Source organism: Phreatobacter stygius (assembly GCF_005144885.1).
Taxonomy (GTDB): domain Bacteria; phylum Pseudomonadota; class Alphaproteobacteria; order Rhizobiales; family Phreatobacteraceae; genus Phreatobacter; species Phreatobacter stygius.
Map to the genome: position 1 here is coordinate 6,396,120 of NZ_CP039690.1, position 24,143 is coordinate 6,420,262.

At 66.1% G+C, this 24,143-nt stretch carries 26 protein-coding genes; 8 read left to right on the forward strand and 18 right to left on the reverse strand.

Annotated elements, in window-relative coordinates; genetic code table 11:
• Window positions 1-1,053: an acyltransferase family protein gene (locus E8M01_RS30285; RefSeq protein WP_136963564.1), complete on the reverse strand. Its 1,053-nt coding sequence runs from the start codon at window positions 1,051-1,053 to the stop codon at window positions 1-3.
• A gap of 174 nt (window positions 1,054-1,227) precedes the next feature.
• Here E8M01_RS30285 and E8M01_RS30290 point away from each other — a divergent pair, with 174 nt between their 5' ends.
• Window positions 1,228-1,662 carry a hypothetical protein gene (locus E8M01_RS30290; RefSeq protein WP_136963565.1) on the forward strand — a complete coding sequence of 145 codons (435 nt, stop codon included), beginning with the start codon at window positions 1,228-1,230 and terminating at the stop codon, window positions 1,660-1,662.
• Window positions 1,663-1,681: 19 nt separating this feature from the next.
• Here E8M01_RS30290 and map read toward each other — a convergent pair whose 3' ends face one another.
• Together map and E8M01_RS30300 are read right to left on the reverse strand one after the other, a co-directional pair.
• Window positions 1,682-2,482, reverse strand: a complete 801-nt coding sequence (gene map / locus E8M01_RS30295; RefSeq protein ID WP_136964902.1) for a type I methionyl aminopeptidase — start codon at window positions 2,480-2,482, stop codon at window positions 1,682-1,684.
• 100 nt (window positions 2,483-2,582) lie between these two features.
• A complete protein-coding gene (locus tag E8M01_RS30300; protein WP_136963566.1) occupies window positions 2,583-3,488 on the reverse strand; it encodes an NAD(P)-dependent oxidoreductase in 906 nt (301 codons plus the stop codon).
• Window positions 3,489-3,621: 133 nt separating this feature from the next.
• Between E8M01_RS30300 and E8M01_RS30305 the strand changes: the two genes are divergently transcribed.
• Window positions 3,622-4,659 (forward strand): LacI family DNA-binding transcriptional regulator, encoded by a 1,038-nt coding sequence (locus tag E8M01_RS30305; RefSeq protein WP_136963567.1) that lies wholly within the window; start codon window positions 3,622-3,624, stop codon window positions 4,657-4,659.
• 47 nt (window positions 4,660-4,706) lie between these two features.
• On the opposite strand, the gene E8M01_RS30310 is transcribed toward E8M01_RS30305, so the two are convergent.
• Complete coding sequence (locus E8M01_RS30310; protein WP_136963568.1) at window positions 4,707-5,147, reverse strand: DoxX family protein; 441 nt, start codon at window positions 5,145-5,147, stop codon at window positions 4,707-4,709.
• 148 nt (window positions 5,148-5,295) lie between these two features.
• Here E8M01_RS30310 and E8M01_RS30315 point away from each other — a divergent pair, with 148 nt between their 5' ends.
• Window positions 5,296-6,213 carry a LysR family transcriptional regulator gene (locus E8M01_RS30315; RefSeq protein WP_136963569.1) on the forward strand — a complete coding sequence of 306 codons (918 nt, stop codon included), beginning with the start codon at window positions 5,296-5,298 and terminating at the stop codon, window positions 6,211-6,213.
• 2 nt (window positions 6,214-6,215) lie between these two features.
• Here E8M01_RS30315 and E8M01_RS30320 read toward each other — a convergent pair whose 3' ends face one another.
• Both E8M01_RS30320 and E8M01_RS30325 read right to left on the reverse strand, forming a co-directional pair.
• Window positions 6,216-6,728, reverse strand: coding sequence for a DUF2937 family protein (locus tag E8M01_RS30320; RefSeq protein WP_136963570.1), 513 nt, complete (start codon window positions 6,726-6,728; stop codon window positions 6,216-6,218).
• Between the two features lie 75 nt (window positions 6,729-6,803).
• A complete protein-coding gene (locus tag E8M01_RS30325; RefSeq protein WP_136963571.1) occupies window positions 6,804-7,802 on the reverse strand; it encodes a Bug family tripartite tricarboxylate transporter substrate binding protein in 999 nt (332 codons plus the stop codon).
• A 195-nt stretch (window positions 7,803-7,997) separates the two neighbouring features.
• Here E8M01_RS30325 and E8M01_RS30330 point away from each other — a divergent pair, with 195 nt between their 5' ends.
• Genes E8M01_RS30330 through E8M01_RS30340 form a run of 3 tightly spaced genes read left to right on the forward strand, consistent with a single transcriptional unit; the run spans window position 7,998 to window position 10,688 of the window.
• The gene (locus E8M01_RS30330; protein WP_136963572.1) at window positions 7,998-8,780 is read left to right on the forward strand and encodes an HpcH/HpaI aldolase family protein; all 783 of its coding nucleotides are present in this window, start codon (window positions 7,998-8,000) and stop codon (window positions 8,778-8,780) included.
• Window positions 8,781-8,826: 46 nt separating this feature from the next.
• Window positions 8,827-9,738, forward strand: coding sequence for a cupin domain-containing protein (locus E8M01_RS30335; RefSeq protein WP_136963573.1), 912 nt, complete (start codon window positions 8,827-8,829; stop codon window positions 9,736-9,738).
• A 17-nt stretch (window positions 9,739-9,755) separates the two neighbouring features.
• Entirely contained in the window at window positions 9,756-10,688 is a 933-nt protein-coding gene (locus E8M01_RS30340) for a DUF6282 family protein (protein ID WP_246088484.1), read from the forward strand.
• Between the two features lie 329 nt (window positions 10,689-11,017).
• On the opposite strand, the gene E8M01_RS30345 is transcribed toward E8M01_RS30340, so the two are convergent.
• The 5 genes from E8M01_RS30345 to E8M01_RS30365 form a co-directional block, all read right to left on the reverse strand.
• A complete protein-coding gene (locus E8M01_RS30345) occupies window positions 11,018-12,001 on the reverse strand; it encodes a Bug family tripartite tricarboxylate transporter substrate binding protein (RefSeq protein WP_136963574.1) in 984 nt (327 codons plus the stop codon).
• Between the two features lie 94 nt (window positions 12,002-12,095).
• Window positions 12,096-12,887: a DNA-binding transcriptional regulator gene (locus E8M01_RS30350; RefSeq protein WP_170182136.1), complete on the reverse strand. Its 792-nt coding sequence runs from the start codon at window positions 12,885-12,887 to the stop codon at window positions 12,096-12,098.
• 196 nt (window positions 12,888-13,083) lie between these two features.
• The gene (locus E8M01_RS30355; RefSeq protein ID WP_136963576.1) at window positions 13,084-14,067 is read right to left on the reverse strand and encodes an NAD(P)H-quinone oxidoreductase; all 984 of its coding nucleotides are present in this window, start codon (window positions 14,065-14,067) and stop codon (window positions 13,084-13,086) included.
• A gap of 31 nt (window positions 14,068-14,098) precedes the next feature.
• On the reverse strand, window positions 14,099-14,719 hold the full coding sequence (locus E8M01_RS30360; protein WP_246088485.1) for a fumarate hydratase C-terminal domain-containing protein: 621 nt from the start codon (window positions 14,717-14,719) through the stop codon (window positions 14,099-14,101).
• A 2-nt stretch (window positions 14,720-14,721) separates the two neighbouring features.
• Window positions 14,722-15,591, reverse strand: a complete 870-nt coding sequence (locus E8M01_RS30365; RefSeq protein ID WP_136963577.1) for a fumarate hydratase — start codon at window positions 15,589-15,591, stop codon at window positions 14,722-14,724.
• 159 nt (window positions 15,592-15,750) lie between these two features.
• Between E8M01_RS30365 and E8M01_RS30370 the strand changes: the two genes are divergently transcribed.
• Window positions 15,751-16,803 carry an Ldh family oxidoreductase gene (locus tag E8M01_RS30370; RefSeq protein ID WP_136963578.1) on the forward strand — a complete coding sequence of 351 codons (1,053 nt, stop codon included), beginning with the start codon at window positions 15,751-15,753 and terminating at the stop codon, window positions 16,801-16,803.
• Window positions 16,804-17,190: 387 nt separating this feature from the next.
• On the opposite strand, the gene E8M01_RS30375 is transcribed toward E8M01_RS30370, so the two are convergent.
• The gene (locus E8M01_RS30375) at window positions 17,191-18,792 is read right to left on the reverse strand and encodes a DHA2 family efflux MFS transporter permease subunit (protein WP_136963579.1); all 1,602 of its coding nucleotides are present in this window, start codon (window positions 18,790-18,792) and stop codon (window positions 17,191-17,193) included.
• Complete coding sequence (locus E8M01_RS30380; protein ID WP_136963580.1) at window positions 18,789-20,033, reverse strand: HlyD family secretion protein; 1,245 nt, start codon at window positions 20,031-20,033, stop codon at window positions 18,789-18,791. Before E8M01_RS30380 ends, E8M01_RS30375 begins: the two co-directional genes overlap by 4 nt.
• A 139-nt stretch (window positions 20,034-20,172) precedes the next feature.
• Here E8M01_RS30380 and E8M01_RS30385 point away from each other — a divergent pair, with 139 nt between their 5' ends.
• Window positions 20,173-20,832, forward strand: a complete 660-nt coding sequence (locus E8M01_RS30385) for a TetR/AcrR family transcriptional regulator (RefSeq protein WP_136963581.1) — start codon at window positions 20,173-20,175, stop codon at window positions 20,830-20,832.
• Between the two features lie 10 nt (window positions 20,833-20,842).
• Here E8M01_RS30385 and E8M01_RS30390 read toward each other — a convergent pair whose 3' ends face one another.
• The 5 genes from E8M01_RS30390 to E8M01_RS30410 all read right to left on the reverse strand — a co-directional run bounded on the left by E8M01_RS30390 (window position 20,843) and on the right by E8M01_RS30410 (window position 24,137).
• Window positions 20,843-21,460, reverse strand: coding sequence for a DUF2585 domain-containing protein (locus E8M01_RS30390; protein ID WP_425467686.1), 618 nt, complete (start codon window positions 21,458-21,460; stop codon window positions 20,843-20,845).
• Window positions 21,453-21,713, reverse strand: coding sequence for a ribbon-helix-helix domain-containing protein (locus E8M01_RS30395; RefSeq protein ID WP_136963582.1), 261 nt, complete (start codon window positions 21,711-21,713; stop codon window positions 21,453-21,455). The genes E8M01_RS30390 and E8M01_RS30395 overlap by 8 nt, the downstream gene beginning before the upstream one ends.
• Before the next feature lie 78 nt (window positions 21,714-21,791).
• A complete protein-coding gene (locus E8M01_RS30400) occupies window positions 21,792-22,202 on the reverse strand; it encodes a c-type cytochrome (RefSeq protein ID WP_342778643.1) in 411 nt (136 codons plus the stop codon).
• Window positions 22,203-22,287: 85 nt separating this feature from the next.
• Complete coding sequence (locus E8M01_RS30405) at window positions 22,288-23,562, reverse strand: NAD(P)/FAD-dependent oxidoreductase (RefSeq protein WP_136963584.1); 1,275 nt, start codon at window positions 23,560-23,562, stop codon at window positions 22,288-22,290.
• A gap of 59 nt (window positions 23,563-23,621) precedes the next feature.
• Window positions 23,622-24,137, reverse strand: coding sequence for a DsrE family protein (locus tag E8M01_RS30410; protein WP_136963585.1), 516 nt, complete (start codon window positions 24,135-24,137; stop codon window positions 23,622-23,624).
• Between the last annotated feature and the right edge of the window lie 6 nt (window positions 24,138-24,143).

Sequence of the window (24,143 nt, forward strand, 5' to 3'; positions counted from 1 at the left end):
TCAGTGCAGATAGCGGGCGACCGGCGGCAAGACGCGGTCGGCGATCCAGCGGATGACGATCGGCAGGCCGAGGCCGGCGGCCGTCAGCACGATGAAATAGCCGTAGAAGGCGTTGCCGTCCCATTTGACCAGGAGAAAGCCGAAGCCTTTCACCAGGCCGATGCACATGGTGTTGAACAGATAGATCGCCATTGTGTAATGGCCGAAGAACAGGAAGACGCAGTCACCCTGGCCGGCAAGCCAGCGCGCCAGGCCGTGAAGCGCCGGGATCGAGGCCAGGGCCGCGACCAGCACCGTCGGCGGATTGGTGCTCCATGAGGCCAAAGCCAGCGCCGCCGGGAACAGCACGACCAGCGCTGCGCCGTAGCGCCGCAGCAGGTCGTCCATGGCCTCCCGGTGCTGGCCAACCCAGACGCCGATCAGGAAGAACACCAGATGTTTCAGCACCCGGTCGGCGTAGAACAGGCTCTCGACGTCGAATTGGGTGAAGGCGGCGCTGACCAGGATGAGCGCCGGGAGGAGGCGCGGGAAGGGCACCACGACCAGGCGAAAGATCGCTGAATAGATGAAGGCTGCGTAGAGATACCAGACCGAGGTGGCAGGGCTTCTGGCGGTGTGGATGAACAATCCGTCGAGATAGGCCGCGAGGCTGTCCTGCGTATTGTCGACGAAGACGAACTGCGAAAACACCATCTTGCCGGCGATGATGATCAGGCCGAAGGCGAAGAACGGCAGCAGCAGCCGGTCGCAGCGCTTCAGGATGAAGCCGAGCGCATTGTCCTTGCCCGGGCTGAGCGTATATCCCAGCACATAGCCGCTCAGATACATGAAGAACGGCATGTGGAAGAAATAGATCACGGTCTTGAGCTGCTGGTACCAGCCATGGCCTTCGGGTGTCTGCTGCGAGACGACGTGGCCGAGCACGACCAGGACGATGCCGATGCCCTTGGCGGTGTCGATATCCAGAAGGCGCGGCCGCACGGCGCTGGCCTGCGGCCTGTCCGCTGTCCCGTCATTCAGGCTGGCCGGAGCCTTGGTCGAAGCCGCGTCCATGCCGACGCCTCCTCAGGCGATGATCCCTTGCAACCCGAGAGGTCACGAAACACGTCATTATCGACGCGGAACCGTTTAAATTGGATGAGAGCGGCCGCGCCCCTTTGCCCCGGCCGGCCGCCACGCTGCGGTCACGAAGCGCGCCAATGATCGGGCCTCGTCAAGGAGGCTGCCATGCGCCCAGTTGTTCTCGCTCTTGGTTTCGCCCTGCTGCCCGCCATGGCCTTCGCGCAAACCGCACCCGGCGCGCCGCGCGATGCCGATGCCGGCCGGTTCACGCTGCGCGAGACGCCGGACGGGCTGCTGCGCCTGGACGGCCGCACCGGCCAGATCTCGCTGTGCAACCGCCAGGACGGCGCCTTCACCTGCCGGTTGGTGGCCGACGACCGGGCCGCGCTGCAGGCCGAGATCGATCGCCTGAAGGCGGAAAACGACGCCCTGAAGCGCGGCGGCGCGAGCGCGCTCAGCCGTCCCGGCACTGACGGCCAGGGGCTCAACCTGCCGAGCGATCAGGAGGTCGACCGGGCGCTGAGCCTGGCCGAACGCATCTGGCGGCGGTTCATGGGCATCATGCGCGAGACCGAGCAGGACCAGGGCCGGCGGCTTTGAGCCCCAAGTCTGAAAAACCTCAGGCCGCGCTCTTGTAGGGCGGCTTGTCCAGGCCCTTGGGCGACAGGGTGAAGATCTCGACGCCGGTCTCGGTCACCGCCACCGTGTGTTCGAACTGCGCCGACAGCGACCGGTCGCGGGTCACCGCGGTCCAGCCGTCGGACAGCACTTTCACATGTGGCCGGCCGAGATTGATCATCGGCTCGATGGTGAAGAACATGCCCGGCTTCAGCACGCTGCCCTCGCCCGGCCGGCCGAGATGGACGATGTTCGGCTCGTCATGGAACATCCGGCCAAGGCCATGGCCGCAGAAGTCGCGCACCACGCTCATATGCTGCGGTTCGACGAAGGACTGGATGGCGTGGCCGATGTCGCCGACCGTATTGCCGGGCTTCACCGCGGCCACACCCAGCATCAGCGATTCGTAGGTCACGTCGATCAGCCGCTCGGCGCGGCGCGGGATCTCGCCGACCGCATACATGCGCGAGGTGTCGCCGTGCCAGCCGTCGAGCACGAAGGTGACGTCGACATTGACGATGTCGCCGTCGCGCAGCGGCTTGTCGTTGGGAATGCCGTGGCAGACCACGTGGTTGATCGAGGTGCAGGTCGACCGCTCGTAACCGCGATACATGAGGGTTGCCGGATAGGCGCGGTGGTCCATGGCGAATTCGAACACCAGCTGGTCGATGCGGTCGGTCGCAACCCCGACATTGACCTCGCCGACCAGCATATCCAGGCACTCGGCGACCAGCCGGCCAGCCGCGCGCATGCCCTCGAAGGCCTCGGGCCCGTAAAGCTTGATCTGGCCGTTCTTGCGCATCGGCGCAGTCCCGGCATCCACATAGGTAACCACTGGCGAATTCCTGATCTGCCCGGAAAATAGGGAATTCGCGCGGTGGCGCAAGCCTGCCGGACGGGGATCAGCCTTTCGCCAGGAGATCGACGCCGTTGAAACGTGCCACCTCGTCGGACAGCATCGGCACATATTTGCCGCCATTGCCCTGGGCTTCCGCCATGGCGAAATAATTCTTCACCGCCGATCCCAGGGGATTGGCGATGCCGGTGGCCTCCGCCATGGCGGCCAGATAGCGCATGTCCTTATGCGCATTGGAAATGCTGAACCTGTGGGCGTTCTCGTCGCGCCCGACGACATATTTGAAGAAGGTCTGGTAGAAGCCGCAATCCATGCGCCCGCCCGACAGGACCGCATTCACCGCCGCCGGCGCGACGCCATTGGCCTTGGCCACCGTCAGCGCCTCGGAATAGAGCGCCGCATAACCCATCGCGATGAAGTTGTTGACGATCTTCATGGTGTGGCCGGCGCCGACCGGCCCGACATGGACGATGCGGCCGGCAAAGGCTTCAATCGCAGGACGGACATGGGCGAGATCGGCCTCGGCGCCGCCGGCCATGACATCGAGCTGGCCGTCGAAGGCTTCTTTCGGCGTGCGCGACAGGGGCGCATCGAGGAAGGTGACGCCGATGCCGGCCAGTTCGCCGGCGAGCCGGCGCGTCAGGGTCGGCTCCGAGGTCGAGCAGTCGACGATGAAAAGGCCTTTGGCCGCCCCGGCGCGCAGCCCGTCCGGACCGTTGACCACCTGATCGACCTCAGGCGCGCCGGTGACGCAGATGAACACGATGTCGGAGGCCTCGGCGACCGCCTTCGCCGTCGTCACTTCGGTCGCGCCGCGCTGGACCAGGTCCTCCACCGGCGTGCGGTTGCGGTTCGCCGTCACCGTCAGGGGAAAGCCCTTCTCGACGAGGTTCTTGGCCATGCCGTGGCCCATCAGGCCAACACCGATGAAGCCGATCCGCTGCTTGCTCATCACCACGCTCCCCTTTGGCCCTTTTTGCAGTCTAGTCGCAGATCCGCCCAACGGACGAGGGGTAAAACGATTGAAATGCACTTTCAAACTTTGAATTCAAACTTTAGATTGAAGCCTGGGGGGAGACTGTCCGATGTCCGGTTCAACCGATGGCTCCGCGCGGGGCAGGGTGACGCTCCAGCATATCGCCGACGAACTCGGCGTATCGACGGCCACCGTCTCGCTGTCCCTCCGGTCGAGCCCGCTGGTCGCGGCGGCGACCCGCGACAGGGTCCAGGCGGTCGCCCGCAGCCTCGGCTATGTCTATAACCGCTCCGCTGCCAGCCTGCGCACCGCGCGCACCAATATGATCGCGGTCGGCTTCAACGACATCGTCAATCCCTATTTCGGCGAGCTCCTGGCGGCGATCGAGGAAACGCTCGCCGGCTCTGGCCACACCGTGCTGCTCGGCACCTATTCCGACGATCCGGTCAAGCAGGACCGGGTGCTCGGCACGCTGAAGGAATATCGCCCCGACGGCATGATCGTCTGCCCGGCCAACGGCGCCAGGGCGGCATCGCTGAGGGACGTCGCCGATGCCGGCATTCCCCTGGTCCAGGTGTCGCGCGAGATATCAGGGGTCGGGCTCGATTTTGTCGGCTCGAACGATGCGCTCGGCACCGAGGCGGCCCTCGACCACCTGTTCGCGCTCGGCCACCGGCGCATCGCCATCATCGGCGGCACCGATGCCATGTCGACCGGCGCCAACCGCCGCAACGCCTATCGAACCTATCTCGCCGCGCATGGCATGGCGGTGGAAGCCGCCTTGATGGTCGAAGGCTTCGGCACGCGCGACCTGGGGTTTGCCGCGGTCCACGGCCTGCTCGATCTGACGAGCCCGCCGACCGCCGCCGTCTGCTTCAACGACCTGACCGCCTTTGGCGTCATGCTGGGCCTGCGCCACCGCAACCGCGAGGCCGGCCGCGACTTTTCCGTGGTTGGCTGCGACGACGTCAAGGAGGCGGCCCTCTGGGCGCCCGGCCTGACCACGGTGAAGAACCATCATGCCGACATGGGCCGGCGTGCCTGCGAGCGGCTGCTGGCGCGCATGGTCAATCCGGCACTGACGCCGGAACGCATAGTCATCGAGCCGACACTGGTGGTGCGAGGCAGCACGACCAGTGTCGGATAGGGTCCGGCCTCAATCCATCACGGGTTTTTGACAGGGCCGGTCCGGCCTCACGCCGAGCGCAGCGCCGGCCTGGTCTCGGCCTGCCAGAACAGCAGCGGCCGCGACCTGAGGGCCAGCGCGCCGTCGCCGATCAGCCCGTGGGCGAGCGAGGCCAGGATCAGGAAAGCCGGATATTCCCAGCCGCCCTTGGCGGCGGTGAACAGCCAGCCGTTCGGCAGGTGCACCAGGAAGGCGCCGACCAGGATCGGCAGCAGCAGGATCGAGACCTGGCGGCCATAAAATCCGGTCAGAATGAGCAATCCGCCGACAAGTTCGGCGGCAAAGATCGGCCAGGCGAGGAACGCCGGAAAGCCCTGGGAACCCAGAAAGCCGGCAAAACCCGGCATCGTGAAGACCAGATATTTCAGGAGCGCATGGGCGATCCACATGGAGCCCAGCGCAAGGCGCAGGGCGAAGAGGCCATAGGGGGCGGTGCGACTGTCGAGCACGTCGGGAATCCTTCGAGGCAAGGTCGAGGAAAAAGCGGCTGATGGCCGCGACCGTCACAAATTGGCAATCCAATGGCTGCAAGTAAATTGACACAATCGCAAGGATTTGCTTGCATCAACGCAAGGGCGCTTGGGAGCACTTGTAACGATGACACCACCGCTCGTTTCGTGGGACGACTATCGGACCGTCCTGGCGGTTTCGCTGGCGCGATCGCTGGCCGGCGCCGCCGAATTGCTCGGCGTCAATCAGTCGACGGTGTTCCGTCGCCTCGGCGCCATGGAGGAGCGGCTCGGCGCCCGCTTGTTCGAGCGCAGCCGGACCGGTTATTCGCTGACCCCGGCCGGCGAGGAAATGGTCAAGCTCGCCAACAAGATGGCCGATGAGATCGTCGATTTCGAGCGGCGCCTGACCGGCCAGGACCTGAGGCCACAGGGCGACCTGCGGGTGACCACCAACGACACGCTGCTGGTGCATCTCCTGACCCCGATCTTCGCCTCGTTCCGCAAGCTCAATCCGGGCATCACGCTCGATATCGTTGTCGGCAACGAGCAGCTCAACCTGTCGAGACGCGATGCCGACGTGGCGATCCGGGCGACCAACGATCCGCCGGAGACGCTGGTCGGGCGCCGCGTCGCCAATATTCCCTGGGGCATCTTTGCCGCCAAGAGCCTCGGCATCACCAGCCTCGATCCCGCCGACTACCGGGCCCATTCCTGGGTCGGGCTCGGCGACAACCTGCACAATCTCAAGCCGGCGAAATGGCTGGCGCAGAATGTCGGAGAAGACCGCATCGGCTGGCGCATCAACACCGTTCTGGGCCTTGCCGAGGCGGTCGCGGAGGGCGCCGGCATCGGCGTCATTCCCTGGTTCATCGCCCAGACCTTTCCAAACCTCGTGGCGTTGAGCGAGCCGCGGACCGAATATTCCGGCGCGCTCTGGCTCCTGACCCATCCGGACCTGCGCAACACCGCGCGCGTGCGCACCTTCATGGATCATGTCGCCACCGAGATCGGCAAAAGGCGGGCGGTGATCGAAGGCACCAAGCCGCTTCAGGCCGCCGGCTGAGCTCAGCCGCGGGCGGCGTTCGGTACGGCCTTGCGCTTGCGCCGCTGCAAGGGCGCGAGCACCAGCCGGCACAAGAACCAGCCGGCGAAAAAGCCCCCGGCCGCGCTGATCAGCCCTTCGCTGGTGACCGGCACCGCCGGCTCGAACTGGGCGAAAGCACGCCTGGCGATTTCAGGTTCGAAATCGCTGGCGAACAGGCCGAGCCGGCGGAACGGACCGGCTTCGGCATAAGACTGCAATTGCCGCTCGAGCTTGTCGGCCCGGGCAATATCGCTTTCCAGATGTTGGCCGCGCTGGCGGATCAACTGGTCGGCATTGACCTTCAGCCGCTCGATGCCCTGATCGCGGCTGAGGCCCATCCGCGCGACATCGGCATCGAAATCGCCGATCATGCGCCGGATCTCGTCGATCGCGCCGCCCAGCCGCTGCCGGTATTGCTGGGCGAATTCAGGCAGCTGCGACGCCAGGATGCCGCTCAAGAGGGCGATGAAGACGGCGATCCGGCGCAGGATCATGAGCGACTCTCCAGGCTGGCCATGGTTGCGAGCCTAGCCTCGCATCGGACCATGGCAAGCCTGTGAGACGCCGGGTCAGAACCGGATATTGGCATCGCGCACGATCGGGCCCCACTTGTCGATTTCGGCGCGGATGAAAGCCCTGAGATCGTCGGGCGAACCACCCGAAGGCTCCAGGCCGAGCTTGGCGAACATCTCGCGCGCCGCATCGCTGGTCAGATAGGCATTGGCTTCGGTATTAAATCGCGTGACGATCTCGGCCGGCGTGCCCGATGGTGCCATCACGGCATACCAGACCGAGGCTTCGAAGCCGGGCAGGCCGGCCTCCGAGACGGTCGGCACATTGGGCAGGCCCGGCCAGCGGCGACCGCTGGCAATCGCCAGCGCGGTGAGCTGGTTGCTCTGGATATTGGTGACATAGGCCGCCATGGAATCCATGCCGATATCGATATGGCCGCCGAGCAGGTCAGCGACGATCTGGGCGCTGCCGCGATATTGCACGGCGTTGAAATCGAGCCCGCCGGCACGGCCGAGCAAGAGCCCGGTGATGTGGCCGAGCGTGCCATTGCCGGGGAAACCGATCGAGAGCTTGCCGGGATTGCGCTTGGCATGGGCGATCAGCGAGGCGAGGTCGGTGATCGGCGAACCGGGTTTGGCGACAATGATGATCGGCAGCTTGGCGACCAGCGCCACCGGCGCGAAATCGCGCTCCGGATCGAACTGCATATTGCCATACATCAGCTTGTTGGTCGCCGCCGGCCCGGTCGTCGCGAACAGGAAGGTGTAGCCGTCGGCCGGCGCCTTGGCGACCGCCGCGCCGCCGATATTGCCGCCGGCGCCGCCTCTGTTGTCGATGATGACCGGCTGGCCGAGGGTCTTGTTGAGATATTCGGCGAAGGACCGGGCCAGCACGTCGGAAGCGGTGCCGGCGGTGAACGGCACGACCAGCGTGATCGGCCGGGTCGGCCAGGCCGGCGTCCGGGACTCCTGCGCGCGGGCGGCGGGGACGGCGAAGGTCGCGACGGCCGTTAAGACTGCAACCGCCCGCAGCGCGCGGGCAACAAACCGGTTCATGAGCGCGTCTCTCCCGATACGGTCGGATGGTCCCGCCGCATTTGATCTTGGCCTCAGGTCATAGCGTTCCCGAGGACAGGTCGTGGGGCTTAACCCCTGTCATTTCGTATTGCGAAACGGCTGAGGGTTCCGATGACCTGGCCGCCACTTTGGGAGCAAGGTGCCGCAGCGATGGCCCCCATGATGAAAGCCCCCATGAACGAGCCCCGGCCTGATCCCAAAACGTTCCGTGCGCGTTTCGCAAAAGGCGAAACGCTTGTCGGCACCTTCATCAAGACGCCGACCAGCCACGGCATCGAGATCATTGGCGATCTCGGCTTCGATTTTGTCGTCATCGACGAGGAACATGCCCCGTTCGACCGCATGGCGACCGACATCGCTCTGCTCGCCGCGCGGGCCTCCGGCACGGCGGGCATCGTGCGCGTGCCCTCGGCCTCGCCCGAAGGCATCCTGTCGGTGCTCGATTGCGGCGCCGTCGGCATTCTCGTGCCGCATGTCGCAAGCGCCGCCAAGGCGCGCGAGATCGCCGCGGCCTGCCGCTACAAGGGCGGCGCGCGGGGTTTCTCGGCTTCGCCGCGTGCCGGGCGCTATGGCAGCGTCAAGATGTGGGACCATGTCGCCGCGGCCGACGCCACCACCACGGTCATCGCCATGATCGAGGATCCGGGCGCGCTCGACGAGATCGATCAGATCCTCGCGGTCGAGGGCATTGACGGGGTGTTCATCGGCCGCGGTGACCTGACCGTCGCGCTTGGCGCGCCGAACCGCGATGCGCCTGATGTCAAGGATGCGGTCGCCCGCATCATCGCCGCCGCCAAGGCCGCCGGCAAACCGGTCTGCGTCATGGTCGACGGCGTCGCCGAGGCGACGGGTTTCGCGGGCCAGGGCGCCAGCGCCTTCATCGTCTCATCCGACCAGGGTTTCCTGAAAAAAGCCGCGGCCCAGACCCTCGGCGACTTTGCGAGCCTCAAGTCCTGAGCCTGCCTGGGTCGCCCGCGCGCGACGCTGAACCGGAGATACCACAATGTTCCATTCGTCCGACCCGCGCGCCACGCTGGGGGCCGCGCCCAAGGCCTCGGCCAAGGCCGCATCCGAATTCGCCGGCGCCGAATATGCCCGTTTCTACGCCCAGGAACCGCAGGAGCAGGGTGATTTCGGCCGCACCTGGTATGCCCGCGGCCAGAATTTCATCGTCGGCCATTCGGAAATGGCCGCCGGCGGCGTGCTCGCGCGCCAGGGCCAGGTCGACGAATATTGCATCATCATTCCCGACGCCGCGACCCGCGTGCAGGTGAAGACACCCTCGGAAGCCATTGATATCCCAGGATTTTCAATCGTTTTCGTGCCGCCGGGCGACTCGACCGTCACGGTGGCCACGGGCGGGCGCATCGCGCTGCTGTTCTCGACCCAGTCGGCCGATCTGAACGCCAAGTGCTCGAACGCCGCCTCTTATGCCACGCGGCATCCGAACCTGCCGCCGTTCCAGCCCTGGCCGGAACCGCCGGCCGGATGGCGGGTGCGCCATTACAGCCTGGAGATCAAGGGCGAGCAGGGCCGCTTCGGCCGGATCTTCCGCTGCACCACGCTGATGGTGAACTTCCTCGATCCGCGGGTCGGCCTGCGCGACATCACCAAGCTGTCGCCGCACCATCACGACGATTTCGAACAGGGCTCCTATGTCATCGACGGCGCCTTCGTCCACGATATCCGCTGGCCCTGGACGCCCGACATGAATGTCTGGCGCGAGGATCAGCACGAGCTCTTGGCCGCGCCCTCGCTCACCGTCATCCCGCCGCCCTCGATCCACACCTCGCGCTCGGTGCTGCCGGGCTTCAACCAGATGATCGATATCTTCTCGCCGCCGCGGGTCGATTTCTCCGAGAAACCCGGCTGGGTGCTGAACGCCGACGACTATCCCATGCCGGCCAAGGCCTGAGAATAAAGGACATCACCATGTCGGACACACCCGTTCAGACCGATAGGCCCGCCCATCCGCGCGCCGACGAGATCCGCGACCTGCTGGTCGGTGCCATCGACCTGCATTGCCATTCGGGCCCGGCGGCCATGCCGCGCATCCTCGACCATCACGACGCGCTGATGGATTGCGCCGAAGCGAAGTTCCGCGCGCTGCTCTACAAGGACCATTTCTATCTCGGCACCGCCCACGCGATCATGCTGGAAAAGCTGTTCCCGGAGACCGGCGTGAAGCTCTATTCGGGCCTGGCGCTGAACAATGCCTCGGGCGGCTTCAACCCGCATGCGGTCGATCACGCCATCAAGCTCGGCGCCAAGATCATCTGGATGCCGACCCTGTCGGCGGCCAATCACATCGCGATGCAGGCTTCGGGACAGGCCAAGACCTTCCCGAAAACCGCGCAGAAAATGCTCGATCCGATCCCGCTGACCGCGCTCGACGCCAATGGCAAGGTGTCGGATCCGGTCAAGCAGATCCTCGACCTGATCGCCGAGGGCGACATCATCCTCGCCGGCGGCCACCTCTCGGCGAGCGAATTGTTCCTGGTGTTCGACGAGGCGCGGTCGCGCGGCGTCCGCAAGATGCTGGTCAACCACCCGACCTATATCGTCGGCTGTTCGGAAGACGATATCCGCGGGCTGGTGGCGCTCGGCGCCTATATGGAGCACTCGATCTGCATGTTCGTCGAGGGCCGCTCGAAGAAGTTCAGCCCCGAGCAACTGGCCCGGCTGATCGAGGTCGCCGGCGTCGACCGCACCGTGCTGTCCTCGGATCTCGGCCTGGTCGGCTCGCCACGTCCGGTCGAGGGTTTCCGCGAGGTGGTCGGCACGCTGCTCGACCTGCAGGTGTCGAAAGCCGATATCCGCGCGATGATCGGCGGCCATGCCGCCAAGCTGTTGAACCTCGACTAGGTGAACGAAAGTCCGCGGCTTGGCTGGGCAAACCTTTACGTCACCCCCGGCGAGCGAAGCGAGGGAAGGGGGTCCAGGAGCCGACAGGCTGCACTCTCAGGCGCATGCGTTCATGGGGTTTCGCAGTGTTGACGGGAGGTCCTGCGAGTCCTGGATCCCCTTCCCCTCGCTTCGCTCGGCCGGGGATGACGTAGAGAACGCGCCGGAAAGTGATGGGCGCGTTCCGCCTGAACCAGCAAATTAATCGTCCACAAGAGCTCAACCGCAGTATACAAAAAGCCGGCTCAGGATCTGAGCCGGCTTTTTGGTTTTGAAGACGAGAGCGCGGCCTATTCGAGCGAGATGCCGGCGCTGCGGATCACGCTTTCCCACTTGGCGATCTCGCCGGCCTGCGCCTTGCGCAGGTCATCCGGCGAGCCGCCAATGGTGCGCACGCCGATCAGCTCGAGCCTGGCGGTCGCTTCCGGGGTGCGGACATAGTCGCCGACGATCGTCGTGAGGCGCCGGACGATGTCCTGCGGCAGGCCCTTCGGGCCGGCGAGGCCGAACCAGGAGGTGACATTGATGCCGCTCATGCCGGCTTCGGCCAAAGTCGGCGTCTGCGGCACCTGCGGCGCGCGCTTGTCGGAGGTCACGGCGAGGCCGCGGATCGCACCGGACTGGATATGCGGGATATAGGTCGGCAGGAAATCGACCGCGACATTGACATTGCCGGCGACCAGGTCGTTGGCCAGCGGCGCCGAGCCGCGATAAGGCACGTGGGTCATCTGGAACCCGGCGGTGCGCTGGATCAGCTCGCCGGCGATATGGCCCATCAGGCCGTAGCCGGGGCTGCCGAAGGTCAGCTTGCCCGGATTGGCCTTGCCATAGGCGATCAGCTCGGCCAGCGTCCTGGCCGGCACCGAGGTATGGGTGGCGACCACGCATTGCACGTCGCCGACCAGCGAGATCGGCTCGAAATCGGCGATCGGGTCGTAGTTCAGCGACTTGTAGAGCAGCTTGTTGCTCGACAGCGGACCGGACGACGACAGGAACAGCGTATAGCCATCCGGCGCCGCCCGGGCGACGCCGCCGGCGGCGATATTGCCGCCCGCGCCGACCTTGTTCTCGATCACGAAACCCTGGCCGAGATCCTGGCGCAGTTTTTCCCCGATCAGCCGCGCCACCACGTCGGTGGAGGCGCCGGCCGGGAACGGCACGAGAATGGTGACCGGCCGCGTCGGCCAGGCTTGCGCGAGAGCCGGACGGCCGATGGCGCCGACGGCAAGAGAAGCGAGCGATGCCGTCAATGCGCGGCGCGAGAGGGTGGTCATCGAACGTTTCCTTGCCCTGGCTGGATCGATCGGGTCGATCTTCGTAGGCCTCGACCCTGCCAGCCGGGCTATCGCTGCTGGAGAAAATCGCCCCTCATTTCTCCTGGCGAAACGGGGCGCTTTTTTCCCGCAGTTCGGCTTCGATCGCGGCCGCCGCTTCCTTCAAGGGAAAGACCAGGCGGGCGCGCGCCTCGGGCGTCGCCACGGCGGAGCGGAAATAGGTGATGCCGAAGGTTCCGAGCACGCGCTCGCCGAGCATCAGGGGCACCGCGACGGTGGCCGAGCTGCGCGGCTCGACCTCCAGGTCGCGTTCGGCGAAACCCTTGCGCCGGGCCGTCGCGATCAGGCGCTCGAGCTCGTCTTCGGACAACAAATGGTTCTCCGGATCGGGCGAGACCTTCATCAGGTCGATCAGGATGCGCCGCTCCGCGTCGGGGCAGAAGGCGAGATAGGCCCGGCCGAGCGCCCGCGCGCCGAGGCTCAACCGATAGCCGATGGTGGCGTGGAACGGCGAGATCGGGCTGTCGGGAATGGTCGAGAAACGCACCACCACGGCGTCATGATCGAGCACGCAGACCGCGGTCGGCCATTTGATCTGTTGCGTCAGCGCCGCCGCCCAGGGCCGTGCCGCCTCGATCACCATGGGCGCGCCGTGAAAGCCGGAGCTGAGTTCGGCGACCTGCGAGGTCACCTGATAGCCGCGCAGCCGCTCGTCCCGGTAGACATAGCCGGCGGCCACCAGCGTTTCCAGCAGGCGCACGATGGTCGGCTTCGGCAGCCGGGTCCGGCGATGCAGGTCGCCGACCGTGGTCAGGCCAGCGCGATTGACCTCGACCAGCAGATTGAACGCACGGACCACCGACTGGACCGGAGGAAACGACGACAAGTCCGGACCTCCGCTGCCACAACCGCCATGGCAAAGGACATAGGGTGGGACGGGGCGAATGGCGAGTAGCGAATGGCGAATAGCGAGTGGGGGAAGCGCGGCCTGGCGAAGAGGGCTGCGCGAACCCTCGCCAGCGCCTTCGCGGGAGAGGGGTTACGCGCACTGAGTTCGCAGCCTCATCCCCATTCGCCATTCGCTATTCGTCCAGCGTCAGCACCACCTTGCCGATCTGTTCGCCGGCATCCATCAGCGCATGGGCCTTGGCGACCTCGGCGAAGGGGAACACGGCGCAGACATGGTTCTTCAGCCGGCCGGCCTCGATCAGCGGCCAGACCTGGTCCATCAGCTCGCCCGCGATCCGGCCCTTGTAGTCGGCATCGCGCGGCCTGAGCGTCGAGCCGGTCAGCGTCAGCCGGCGCCGGACGATGTTGCGGACATTGACCTCGGCCATCTCGCCGAGATGGCTGGCGATCAGCACGACGCGGCCGTCGAAGGCGAGCAGGTCGAGCTGTTTCTCGGTATAGGGCCCGGCCTGGCCGTCGAGCACCACGTCGACGGCGTGGGCGCCAATGGCGGCGCGCACCGCCGCCGGCCAGTCGCCCCGGTAGTCGATCGCCGCATCGGCGCCGATCGCGCGGCAGACGGCGCGTTTCTCCTCGGTGCCGGCGGTGGCGATGACGCGCGCGCCGCGCAACAGCTTGGCGATCTGGATCGCCGCCATGCCGACGCCGCTGGTGCCGCCCTGCACCAGCAGGGTTTCGCCCTGGCCGAGCCGGCCGAGCCAGATGACATTGTTCCAGGCGGTGAAGAACACCTCCGGCAAGGCTGCCGCTTCGACAAAGCTCGATCCCTTGGGGATGGTGAGGCATTGCGGCGCGGGCACAGCGCAATACTCGGCATAACCGCCGCCATTGGCGAGCGCGCAGACCGCGTCACCCACCTTCGGCCAGGCGACGCCGTCGCCGACCGCTTCGACCACGCCGGCGACATCCAGGCCGGGCAGGTCGGTGGCGCCGGGCGGCGGCGGATAGAGGCCGCGGCGCTGCTGGATATCCGGCCGGTTGACGCCGGCCGCCTTGACCCGGATCAGCACCTCGCCGGGCACCGCCCGCGGTTTCGGCCGCTCGGCGATCGCCAGAACCTCCGGGCCGCCCGGACGCGTGATCTCGATCACCTTCATGGGTCATCTCCTGTGATGCGGGGCTGGCCGGTCAGTCGTGCTGGCGGATCGATGAGAGGATCGCCGGCATGCGCGCTTCCGCCGAGGCCTGCAGGCTTTGATAGAGGCTGTTGCCATGGGCATCGATGGCGACCGTCACCGGGCCGAAACCGGAGACCCGGATGCGGGTCAGGCGGAACTGCATGATCAGGTCGTCCCAGGCGGTCTCGACGATCTCCTGGACGCTCGCCGACAACAGCGCCGAGGCGCCGCCGACAATGGAAAAATAGACGCAGCCGACCTCACGCATGGCCGCGACGCTTTCCGCCGACAGCCCGCCCTTGCCGCCGACCGCGGTCAGTCCGAAACGCCTGATGATGGTTGGCATCAGCGCGTTGAACCGGGTCGAAGTGGTCGGATTGACATAAAGCGGCTCCAGCCGCTCGCCGTCCTCGCGGCAGCAGATGCCCATATGGACGAAGGCGGCACCGGCAAGATCGAGCGGCAGGGGTTTGCCGGCGTCGAGGCAGGCGACCATGCGCTGGTGGGTCGGAAAGCCCGCGGTGATGACAACGTCGCCGTCCAGCAGGACGAGGTCGCCGACGGCCAGCCCGAGCGCCGCCTCGCGGGTCAGCGGCAGGTTCAGCCGTGGCAGGTCCATATCGAGAGCCATGGTCATTCGATCCGTTCGACCGCGCCGGAATTGTGGATCAGCGCGCGGGTGCGCCGGTTGATCCAGCAATTGAAGCAGACCGCCACCGGCGTGAAGCCGTGGCCGGAGGAATAATTGACATGGACGCCGAAGGCGGTGGTCGAGCCGCCAACCCCCATCGGACCGAAACCGGTGGCATTGACCGCCTTCAGGAGGCGTTCCTCCATCGCCGCGACCATGGGTTCGGGATTGCGCTGGCCGAACGGGCGCAGGCTCGCCTCCTTGGCGATCTTGGCGGCGTGATCGAAGCTGCCGCCAATGCCGACCCCGATCACGACCGGCGGGCAATGCTGGCCGCCGGCCTTCAGCACGCAGTCCATGATGTATTTCTCGATCACCTCGAGGGTCGGGTAGCTGAACACTTCGAGCGCCGCCCAGCGGCCGGAGCCGAGCGCCTTGGGCGAGCAGGTGATGTCGAGGGCATCCGACCCGTCGACCAGGTCATAGGACACGATCGGCATGTCCTTGCCCTTGTAGCTGCGCTCATTGGTCAAGGGATTGGTGACGAATTTCAGGATCGGCGGGTCGATCGTCTGCACCAGCTGGTCGAAGCCGTCGACGATCGCCCGCTTGATGTCGCCTTGCATGCGCGCGCCGGTGCCGATCCTGACGACATAGGTGGGAATGCCGGCATCCGAACAGACGAAACGGCCGGTCTTCTCGGCAACCTCGGCGCTGTCGAGCATGAAGGCCAGCGTCTTGCGGGCGCTGGCGCTCGATTCCGTCTCCTGGGCGCGCCTGAGCGCCTCCTTGGAATTTTGCGGAATCCGCTTCAACGACCACTCATAGAGGTTCGCCGTCACCTCCTTCACCAGATCATAGGTGATCGCCATGGCCGCTCCCGTCGTGATGGCGGCAAGGATAGCCGGCATGACGGTGAACGGTCGCGGCAAGCCCGCTCGTTTCGACTGGCGAAACGAGCGATGGCATTGCCATGCGCCGGCGCCGATCACCCTAATGTCCAGGCTGGATTTGAGCCACGGGACGCGACGATGACCAAGACAACCGACCGGCCGGCGCCGGCTGCCGGCAAGGCCCGGGTGGACGTGGCGGAACTCAAGGTGAATGTCGCGGGCCTGTTCCAGGCCGCCGGCCTGCCGGAGACCGCCGCGCGGGCCATGGCTCAGGCGCTGGTCGAGGCCGAGCAGCAAGGGCTCGGCTCGCATGGACTGATGCATCTGCCGCTCTATCTCGACCGGTTGAAGGCCGGGTCGGTCTCGACCGCCGACCGGGCCGAGCTGGTCAGCGACCAGGGAGCGGTCGCGGTGCTCGACGCCCGCCACATGCTGGGCCATCTCGCCGCCGAACAGGCCATGGCGCTGGCGGTCGAGAAAGCCAAAAGCTTCGGCATCGGTGCGGTCGCGGTGCGCCACGGCTTTCATTTCGGCGCCGCCGGCCGCTATGTCCGGCAGGCGGCCGAAGCCAATTGTATCGGCATCGCCATGTCCAACACCAAGCCGATGATGCCGGCGCCAGGCGGCGCTGAACCGCTGGTCGGCAACAATCCGCTGGCGATCGGCATTCCCTCGGCGGATCAGCCAGCCATCGTCATGGACATGGCGACCAGCGAGGGCGCGCTCGGCAAGATCCGCATGGCGGCGCGGGCCGGCCAGCCGATCCCGCCGACCTGGGCCGTCACCGCCGATGGTGAAGCCACCACCGACCCTGACGCCGCGATCAGGGGCATGTTGCTGCCGACCGGCGGGCCCAAGGGTTTCGCGCTCGCCCTGATGATCGACCTGATGTGCGGCCTCCTGTCCGGCGGCGCCTCAGGCGCGGAGGTCCGTCCGCTCTATGGCGACGTTGCCGTGCCGAATGATTGCTCGTTCCTGTTCATTGCCATGCATGCCGGCCAGTTCGGCCAGGGCGCGGCGCTGCCGCAGCGTGCGGCGGCCGCGCGGGGGCGCCTCCTGGCCTCGAAGCGCGCCGCAGGTGCCGAGCGGGTCGTCGCACCGGGCCAGCGTAAATGGGAGGCCGAACAGCGCCAGCAGGACAGCGTCGATATCGACGAGACAGTGCTGGCGACGCTTGCGAAGCTTGGTTGACGGTGGCGTGTGGTGGCCACCGCACCGTGATTATTGATTTTGGTGCAAGAAATTCGGGGATGCCCGGGACAAGCCCGGGCAGGACGATGTGTTGACCTCACGGTGTGCCGGGCCACGGCGGGTTCGGCGCCTGGCCGATCCAGCGCCCGTCGCTCCAAGGACAATTCTCGTCTTGGCCGGGCTTGTCCCGGCCATCCACGACTTCAGCCCGATCGCTCATAGAGGGCGGTCCATCGGGGTGCGCGTCACCGCGATTGACAATGTCCGCCTGGTCCACCAGCGCAATGCCGACCAAGCCCGGATCAGCTGGATGTTCCCAGCGAAAAGCACGCGAAAAGCCTCGCCGCGCCTATCCAGTCAAACGGCAATAATCACTGTGCAGCGGGACTAATGCCCCCCACCACCTCCGGCTGGTGCGGGTTTCGGCCGGCGCATGATCGGCACCAGCGCGACCATCAGCACGAACAGCACGGTGAGCGCGAAGAACACGTCGCCGATCGCCATGACGAAGGCTTCGCGCCGGACCATGGTGGCGAGCTGCTTGAGTGCCGCGAGTTCGGCATCCGATCCGAGCGACTGAAACGCCTGGGTCAGCGAGTTCAGCGTTTCCTCGGCCCGCGTCCGGCCCCAGGCGACCTGCTCGTGCAGCCGCTGCAGATGCAGGTCGGTGCGGTCGTTCAGCAAGGTGTTGATCAAGGCGAGGCCAACCGCGCCGCCGAGATTGCGCGTCAGATTGTACAGACCGGCGGCGTTTTTCATGCGGTCGAGCGGCAGCGTGCCGAGCGACAGGTTGTTGATCGGCACCATGCACATCATCAGCGCCGCGCCGCGCAGGATCTGCGGCACCAGCAATTCGCCGAAGGTCCAGTCCTTGGTGACGAAGGAGACCTGATAGGTGCCGAGCGCGAACATCAGGAAACCGATCGCCATCATGACACGCAGGTCCATGCGGGTCGACAGCCGGCCGACGATCGGCGCCGACAGGAACATGGCGATGCCGGTGACGAACATGGTCTCGCCGATCATCAAGGCCGAGAAGCCGCGCACCCGCGCCAGATAGACCGGGTAGAGATAGGTGAGGCCATAAAGGCCGATGCCGCAGACGAAGGAGGCGAGGCAGCCGGACCAGAAATTGCGGTTGGCGAAGGTCGAGAGGTCGACGATCGGCTGCGGCGCGGTAAACGCCCGCCAGAAGAACACCACGCAGCTGACCGCCATGCAGACGAACACGATCAGGACGATCTCGTCCTGGAACCAGTCCTTGGTCGGGCCTTCCTCCAGCACATATTCCAATCCGCCGAGGAACACGGCCATGGAGATCATGCCGGTCCAGTCGAAGCGGTTGAGCAGCGAGAAGTCCGGCTTGTCGAAGTCGACCAGCCGCCAGACCGCGATGGTCACGATGATGCCCGGCGGCACATTGATCAGGAACAGCCAGTGCCAGGAGAACAGATCGGTCAGGTAGCCGCCGACCGTGGGTCCGATCGTCGGGGCGAGCGTCGCCACCATGCCGATCAAGGGCGAGACGATCGAGCGCTTGGATGGCGGAAAGATCGTGAAGGCGGTGGCGAACACCGTCGGGATCATGGCGCCGCCGAGAAAACCCTGCAGGGCGCGCCAGATGATCATCTCGGTGATCGAGGTCGACATGGCGCACATCACGCTCATCAGCGTGAAGCCGGCGGCCGAAATGGTGAAGATCACCCGCGTCGACAGGGCCCGTGACAACAGGCCGGACAGCGGGATCATGATCACTTCGGCGATCAGATAGGAGGTCTGGACCCAGGAGATCTCGTCGGCGCTGGCCGACAGGCCGGCCTGGATCTCGGCGAGCGAGGCCGAGACGATCTGGATGTCCAGGATCGCCATGAACATGCCGAAGACCATGGCGATGAAGGCGAGCAGCCGGCCGATCTCGATTCGCTCTTCGGCCGGTTGCGCCGGCGCGACATCGCTGGTCGAAACAGCACTGGTCGAGACCGAGCTCATGGCTGGCCGCGGCCGCTCTGCTCGGTTGCGCCCAGGCGGGCAGGGGTCCGGCGGCTACCCTGGTCGGTAGCGCCGACGCGCGCGGGTTCCGGGTCGGTACCGATCCTGATGGAGGCGACGACCGACATGCCGGGCCTGAGCCGGCCATGGGCGATGGCCGCCGGATCGAGCATGATGCGGACCGGAATGCGCTGGACGATCTTGGTGAAATTGCCGGTGGCGTTTTCCGGCGGCAGCAGCGAGAAGATCGCGCCCGATGCCGGCGCGATGCTCTCGACCCGGCCGCGGATCGGCTTGCCGGAAAAAGCGTCGACCGACACGTTGACGCTATCGCCGAGCATGATGCGGGAGAGCTGGGTCTCCTTCAGATTGGCTTCGACATAGATCGACGCGGTCGCCACCAGCGCCAACAGGCGGGTGCCCGGCTGGACGAACTGGCCGATCTGCACGGCGCGATTGCCGACCACCCCGTCGACCGGCGCCCTGACCACGGTGAAATCGAGATCGCGCCTGGCCCGGTCGAGGGCATTCTGCAATTCGGCCTTCTGCCGCTCGGCCTCGGTGCGCTGGGCCTGCAGCACGGTCGATTGCGCCTCGGCGCCCGATATCGTCGCCTTGGCCTGCTCGACCTGGGCGATGTTGCGGTCGCGATCGGCCTTGGCGGTATCGAGCGCCGCCTGACTGGCGAATTCCTGGCTGATCAGGCGCTGGGCGCGGGCAAGTGCCGCGACCGTCCGCTGGGTGTCGGCCTGCGCCACCGCGAGCTGCGCGCGCGCCTGGGCGACCATGGCATCCTGGGCGGCACGCTGGGCCTCGATCCGCTGGATCGTCGAATCCTGGGTCGCGACTTTTGCCGCCGCCGCCTCGACGGCCAGGCGATAATCGCCATCATCGATGCGGGCGAGCACCTCGCCGGCATGAACCGAGGCGTTGTCGCGGACCGCCACCTCGACGACATAACCGGAGATTTTGGCGGCCAGCACGGTGGTGTCGGCCTTCACATAGGCATCGTCGGTCGACACCAGGAACCGGCCATCGACATACCAATCATAACCGAACCAGCCGGCGGCACCGATGACGGCTGCCGCGACGAGGGCGAGAACCAGCCGCTTGCGCGATGACTTGGCCGGCGGCGAAGCCGCGGCCGGTCCGCCTTGCGGGGCAGGGGCGGCTTCAGGCGCTGCCGCCCGACGATCCTGAACATGCCCGCCCGGGGCCGCGTCTTCGCGAACATCGGCCATGCTGATCTCCAATCATGCGTCGGCTTGCCATGCGTCATTCTGACCGAACCGTTCGGTTCGATCGGCCCTTGACCTACACCTGATAAATGCGCTCTACAAGACTAAACCGAACCGTTCGGTTCGATCGAGGGCCTAAACTTTGAGTGATGCTGTGATTCCGCGCGCCAGCGAGGTCGGGACGGACGCCGCGCCGGAGGTTCTGGACACCGCCAAGCGGCGCCAGATCCTCGAGGGCGCGCGCCGCGTCTTCTTCGACCGCGGCTTCGAAGCGGCCAGCATGAACGACATCACCCGCGCCGCCGGCGTGTCGAAAGGCACGATCTACGCCTATTTCACCGGCAAGGAGCATCTGTTCGAATCGCTGGTCGGGCTGGAGCGGCGCGAACAGGCCGAGCGCCTGTTCGATCTCGACCGGACCGCGCCGTCGATCGCCCGCGAGCTCGAGGAGCTCGGCGTGCGGCTCGCCACCGCGCTCTGCGAACCGGAATCGGTCGCCCGGATCCGCATGGTGATCGGCGTGGCGCCACGTCTGCCGGAGATCGGCCGGGCCTTTTATGACGCCGGGCCGAAAGTCGGCAATGCGCGGCTTGCCGCCTATTTCGCCGATCTCGACGCTGCCGGCCGCATCGTCTTCGACGATCCGGTCCAGGCGGCGCGCCAGTTCCTGGACCTGTGCATCAGCGAGCCGATCCGGCGGATCATCTTCGGCCTGGAACCGATCGTCTCGAAGGACGAGCTGCGCGCCTCGGTCCAGTCGGCGACCGCGATGTTCCTGCGCGCCTATCCGCCGCGCGGCTGACGCGCCGACCTCATTGCGGCGCGGCCGCCGCCTGCCATTGCGAGATCGCCTCGACCGGGTGGATCAGCATGATGATGTTGAGCGTCAGATTGTCCCGGATGCCGTAGGCGAGCCCGAGCTCGATCACCACGCTGGCGGCGATCAGCAGGCTCAGCGGCAGCCGCCGGGCCAGCACGAAGCCCAGGATCATCGACAGCATGTCGCCGAACGAATTGACGATGCTGTCGCCGTAATAATTGAGCGAAATCGCCGTTGCCCGATAACGGTCGATGATCAGATTGGTGTTCTCGACGATTTCCCAGGCCGCTTCGATACCGACCGACAGCACCAGCCGCTGGCAGACCGAGCTGCGCGGGAACACCATCCAGACCAGAAAATAGAACAGGAAGCCATGCAGGATGTGGCTGAACGAATACCAGTCGAGCAGGTGCTGCGAGTTCTCCGCGCTCTGCACGTTGCCATGCCACAGCTTGACATAACCGCAGGTGCAGATCGGCGTGCGGCCCATGGCGTAGAGGGCCAGCACTTGCCCAAGGATCAGGCCGGCCACGATCAACAGGCAGGTGCGGCTCACCGCCATTCTGTCGGAGGACAATCCGGCGCCGCCGGCCGCTGCACTGTCAGCCATCGTTTTCCGCATTCAGGTCTTCGAGCTCCAGCGCCATGCCAAAGCCATCCGCCGGCATATGGTCGTGGGCGATCGCCCATTCCCGGAAAATGTAGCGCAGCGCCTCGGGCCGGCTGACCCCCGGCCGTTCCCGCGCGATATAGGCGTCGAGAATGGCCAGCAGGTCGGGGGGAAACCTCAGGCCGATCGGCGTCGCATCGACGCGTGGTCGACCGCGGCCCTTCGATTCCCGGGAATTGGTTCCTGAGGTCACGCCCGGAATGGTACGGGAAAGGCCGGTTCGGGCAAAGCCGAATATGCGCGCCGGCGCTCCCGACCGCCTTGGGGCGACCTATTGCGAGCGCTTGCCGCTGGCGTCGAACTGCCGGAGATAGGCGATCAGATTGCTGACCTGGCTGTCCTGCCTGAGCCCCGCGAAGACCATGCGGGTGCCCGGCGTGACGCTGCGGGGATCGCGGATATAGGCGGCGAAATTCTCCTCCGACCAGACCTTGGCGGCGACCTCAGGGCGCTTATAGGCGTCCGAATAGGTATATCCGGCAACCGAGCCCGCGGTCCGGCCGATCAGGCCGTTCAACTGCGGCCCGACGCCGTTGCGGGCGGTTTCACCAAGCTGGTGGCAGGCCCGGCACTGGGCGAAGACCCGCTCGCCGGCGGCGGCATCCTGCGCCAGGGCCAGGCCCGGCATGGCGGCCAAGGCTGAAGACAGGGTCAGGAGGCCGGTGAGGAAGGCGATGCGCATCATAGATCCTGCAGGTATGTTCGATCATGGGACGGCATGGCTCGCGGCCACGCCGCGAGCCGGTTGTAAGGCGAAAACCTGATGTTCAGGTGAACATGTCGGCGGTGATGGCGCTATACCAGCCCATGTTTTCGGCCTGGGTCTGCTTGCGCAGGTCGGCGCTCTCGCCGGTCTGCGAGATGAAGGTCTCGACCGCCGCGATCTTGCCGTCCTTGGCCTCGTAGCGGCCGCCGACCTTCACCGTGTCGTCGGTCTCGATCAGGCTCCAGCAGGTATTGGTATAGCGCGCCGGGAAGGTGCTGGCGCCGGTCAGTTCGCCGCGCACCATCAGCGCCGCGACCTTGGCCTGGCTGTTGGCGGAAAAGGCGGATTTCGGCATGTCGCCGGGAATGCAGGCATCGCCGACGACATAGATGGTCGGGTCCATGGTCGAGCGCATGCTGGCCGGGTCGATCGGGCAGAAACCCGAGGCATTGGCCAGCCCCGCCTCGCGGGCGATGGCGCCGGCCATCTGCGCCGGGATGACATTGACCAGCGCCACGTCGCGATAGGTCTCGAAGCCGGTGACGACGGTGTTGGTTTTCGGATCGACCGACTTGATGCCGTCATGGATCTTCGGGCCGAGCCATTCGACCATGCCGGGATAGTGCTTCTCCCAGCCTTCCTGGAACAGGCCCTGCTTGGAGAAGGTCTCCTTCGGGTCGAGCACGTAGATCTTGGCGTCGGCCCGGCCGGAGGCCTTCAGCACATGCGCCATCATCGACACCCGCTCATAGGGGCCGGGCGGGCAGCGATAGGGATTGGGCGGGGCGATCATCACGATCACGCCCTTGGCGGGCACCGCCTCGAGCCGCCGCCTGAGCAATTGGGTCTGCGGGCCGGCCCGCCAGGCATGCGGCATGGTCTCTTCATGCTCGCGGCCCCAGCCGGGCACCGAATCATATTTCAGGTCGATGCCGGGCGACAGCACGAGCCGGTCGTAGCCGACCCGCGACCCGTCGGCGAGCAGGACCTCCTTCTTGTCGCGGTCCACCCGGCTCGCCGCTTGATGGTTCATCCGGAAACCGCTGGCCGCCGACACCTTGTCATAGCCATGGGTGATCGATTCAAAGCTCCGGTAGCCGCCGAGAAACAGGTTGGAATGGAAGCAGGTGGTGAACTGGCGCTGCGGCTCCACCAGCACGACGTCGATCCTGGCCTGGCTGTCCTTGGCGATATATTTCGCCGCGGTGACGCCGCCCGGCCCGCCGCCGACCACCACGACGCGGGGCTTGGCCTGGCCGAACACCGGTGGCGCCGCGAGCGCGGCAAGGCCGAAGGCACCGGCCGATTGAAGCATTCGCCTGCGATTGATCGACATGGTCGTTCTCCCCTTGGCATCAAGCGCGCCGGTTCATCCGGCGTCGCGGTCGAAGGCACTCAACCCACTTTCAGGTAGGCGTAGCCCTTGCTTTGCAATGCACCGACCGCCGCCACGCCCGACGGCACGAAGGACATGAAGTCGGCGGCACGCACTTTAGTCCGGTCCAGATTGAGCCGCTGGAACGTGATGTCGCAGAGGTGGACCTTCAGGCCGTTCTTGGCCTGCGCCACGACGCGCTCGAAGGCAGGCAGGACCGCCGTCTCGTCGCGCCACGGCGTGCCATCGAGGGTCTCGAGGAAAAACTTCACGCCGGCGCCATGGGCCACCACGACGAGCTGGAGGTCGAAGGGATTGGCGCCATAGGCCGAAAAATGATTGCCGATATTGGTCAGCATCTGGACGAAGCGCGGCGGCTTGCCGAAATCGCAATGGTAGAGACAGGCGACATCCGCTTCCTTCTTCAGGTCGGCGAGCTGCAGCATCGGGGTTGCCGCCGATGCTCGGGACGAGGTGAGCATGGCGCTCGCCACCGCCGCTCCGCCGAGAAGCACGCGTCGATCGACATCTGACATGGCCGT

Coding starts and splice junctions, on each gene's coding strand:
- E8M01_RS30285 (WP_136963564.1), bottom strand. CDS start 1,053: ATGGACGCGGCTTCGACCAAGGCTCCGGCCAGCCTGAATGACGGGACA.
- E8M01_RS30290 (WP_136963565.1), top strand. CDS start 1,228: ATGCGCCCAGTTGTTCTCGCTCTTGGTTTCGCCCTGCTGCCCGCCATG.
- map (WP_136964902.1), bottom strand. CDS start 2,482: ATGCGCAAGAACGGCCAGATCAAGCTTTACGGGCCCGAGGCCTTCGAG.
- E8M01_RS30300 (WP_136963566.1), bottom strand. CDS start 3,488: ATGAGCAAGCAGCGGATCGGCTTCATCGGTGTTGGCCTGATGGGCCAC.
- E8M01_RS30305 (WP_136963567.1), top strand. CDS start 3,622: ATGTCCGGTTCAACCGATGGCTCCGCGCGGGGCAGGGTGACGCTCCAG.
- E8M01_RS30315 (WP_136963569.1), top strand. CDS start 5,296: ATGACACCACCGCTCGTTTCGTGGGACGACTATCGGACCGTCCTGGCG.
- E8M01_RS30320 (WP_136963570.1), bottom strand. CDS start 6,728: ATGATCCTGCGCCGGATCGCCGTCTTCATCGCCCTCTTGAGCGGCATC.
- E8M01_RS30325 (WP_136963571.1), bottom strand. CDS start 7,802: ATGAACCGGTTTGTTGCCCGCGCGCTGCGGGCGGTTGCAGTCTTAACG.
- E8M01_RS30330 (WP_136963572.1), top strand. CDS start 7,998: ATGAACGAGCCCCGGCCTGATCCCAAAACGTTCCGTGCGCGTTTCGCA.
- E8M01_RS30335 (WP_136963573.1), top strand. CDS start 8,827: ATGTTCCATTCGTCCGACCCGCGCGCCACGCTGGGGGCCGCGCCCAAG.
- E8M01_RS30340 (WP_246088484.1), top strand. CDS start 9,756: ATGTCGGACACACCCGTTCAGACCGATAGGCCCGCCCATCCGCGCGCC.
- E8M01_RS30345 (WP_136963574.1), bottom strand. CDS start 12,001: ATGACCACCCTCTCGCGCCGCGCATTGACGGCATCGCTCGCTTCTCTT.
- E8M01_RS30355 (WP_136963576.1), bottom strand. CDS start 14,067: ATGAAGGTGATCGAGATCACGCGTCCGGGCGGCCCGGAGGTTCTGGCG.
- E8M01_RS30360 (WP_246088485.1), bottom strand. CDS start 14,719: ATGGCTCTCGATATGGACCTGCCACGGCTGAACCTGCCGCTGACCCGC.
- E8M01_RS30365 (WP_136963577.1), bottom strand. CDS start 15,591: ATGGCGATCACCTATGATCTGGTGAAGGAGGTGACGGCGAACCTCTAT.
- E8M01_RS30370 (WP_136963578.1), top strand. CDS start 15,751: ATGACCAAGACAACCGACCGGCCGGCGCCGGCTGCCGGCAAGGCCCGG.
- E8M01_RS30375 (WP_136963579.1), bottom strand. CDS start 18,792: ATGAGCTCGGTCTCGACCAGTGCTGTTTCGACCAGCGATGTCGCGCCG.
- E8M01_RS30380 (WP_136963580.1), bottom strand. CDS start 20,033: ATGGCCGATGTTCGCGAAGACGCGGCCCCGGGCGGGCATGTTCAGGAT.
- E8M01_RS30390 (WP_425467686.1), bottom strand. CDS start 21,460: ATGGCTGACAGTGCAGCGGCCGGCGGCGCCGGATTGTCCTCCGACAGA.
- E8M01_RS30400 (WP_342778643.1), bottom strand. CDS start 22,202: ATGCGCATCGCCTTCCTCACCGGCCTCCTGACCCTGTCTTCAGCCTTG.
- E8M01_RS30405 (WP_136963584.1), bottom strand. CDS start 23,562: ATGTCGATCAATCGCAGGCGAATGCTTCAATCGGCCGGTGCCTTCGGC.
- E8M01_RS30410 (WP_136963585.1), bottom strand. CDS start 24,137: ATGTCAGATGTCGATCGACGCGTGCTTCTCGGCGGAGCGGCGGTGGCG.